Here is a 1,319-nt window from a genome sequence, read left to right as displayed (position 1 = left end):
AGCTTGTCCTACCTTTCAAGCGGGTCGGATCTGATCATTCGTAGGATCGGGGAAGCCCAGGGGTTCCGGGTATGGCTGTGAGCTTGTCGCCGCTTGATGGCTCAAAGAACTTGGCCGCCCGGAGCCCCGCGACGACTCGACCGCTAATTGGGATACGCGACTTGATCGCTTTGTAGGACAACGCCGGCGAGGTCGTCTGCTGGGACCAATGTGAGACGACGAGCTGGCGGAGGTGGCCATGCCCCAGATATGGGCCGGAGTGGACATCGGCAAGGAGCATCACCACTGCGTGGTGATCGATGCCCAGGGCAAGCGACTCCTGTCACGCCGGGTCCTGAACGACGAGACGGTCCTGCTGGAGCTCATTGGCGATGTACTCGCCCTCTCCGAGGACGTCCTGTGGGCGGTGGACATCAACCACGGCGGCGCGGCCCTGCTGATCGGGTTGCTCCTGAGCCACGGCCAGCCGATGACCTACCTCACCGGCCTGGCGGTCCACCAGGCATCTGCCGGCTACCGCGGCCAGGGCAAGACCGACGCCAAGGACGCCTTCGTCATCGCCGACCAGGCCCGGATGCGCAACGATCTCGGCCTGCTGCGGCCCGGCGACGAGATCGCCGTCGACCTGCGCACCCTGACCGGGCGCCGAACCGACCTCGTCTGCGACCGCACCCGGCAGATCAACCGACTCCGCGCTCAACTCCTGGAGTTCTTCCCGGCTTTGGAACGGACTCTTGCGCTGACGAACAGGGGCCCGGTCCTGCTGCTGACCGGCTACCAGACCCCGGCCGCGTTCCGTCGCAGCGGCGCGAAGCGCGTCGAGACGTGGCTGAGGAACCGCAAGGTCAAGAATGCCGCAGCCATCGCCGCCTCAGCCATCGAAGCTGCCGTTGGCCAGCAGACGTCTCTGCCGGGCGAGAAGCTGGCCGCCGCCATGGTGGCCCGTCTCGCGAAGGGGGTCATTGCCCTCGACGAGGAGATCGCCGAGCTCGACGCGCTCATCGAGGCACGGTTCCGCGAACATCCGCACGCCGAGGTGATCCGCAGCCTGCCCGGGATGGGCGCCCTGCTCGGCGCCGAGTTCATCGCCGCGACCGGCGGCGACATGGACGCGTTCAGCACACCAGACCGCCTGGCCGGCTTCGCCGGCCTGGCCCCCGTGCCACGAGATTCCGGGCGCGTCAGCGGCAATATGCGGCGCCCCCGCCGCTACCACCGTGGGCTGCTGCGGGCCTTCTACCTCTCCTCCATGGCCAGCCTCAGGACATGCGCCGCGTCGCGGACGTACTACCAACGCAAGCGCGACGAGGGGAAGGGTC

1 protein-coding gene is annotated in these 1,319 nt (G+C 67.7%); it reads left to right on the top strand.

Translation table 11 applies throughout. The features are described from left to right. Window positions 1-238: 238 nt before the first annotated feature. Window positions 239-1,319 (top strand): IS110 family transposase (locus ACFYY7_RS45705; protein ID WP_388672410.1); only part of this gene is annotated, 1,081 nt, incomplete at its 3' end.

The sequence above is a fragment of the Streptomyces sp. NPDC001933 genome (assembly GCF_042890955.1).
Taxonomy (GTDB): Bacteria; Actinomycetota; Actinomycetes; order Streptomycetales; family Streptomycetaceae; genus Streptomyces.
The sequence above is the reverse complement of the archived record's forward strand: the minus strand, read 5'-3'. Positions and strand labels throughout refer to the sequence as shown.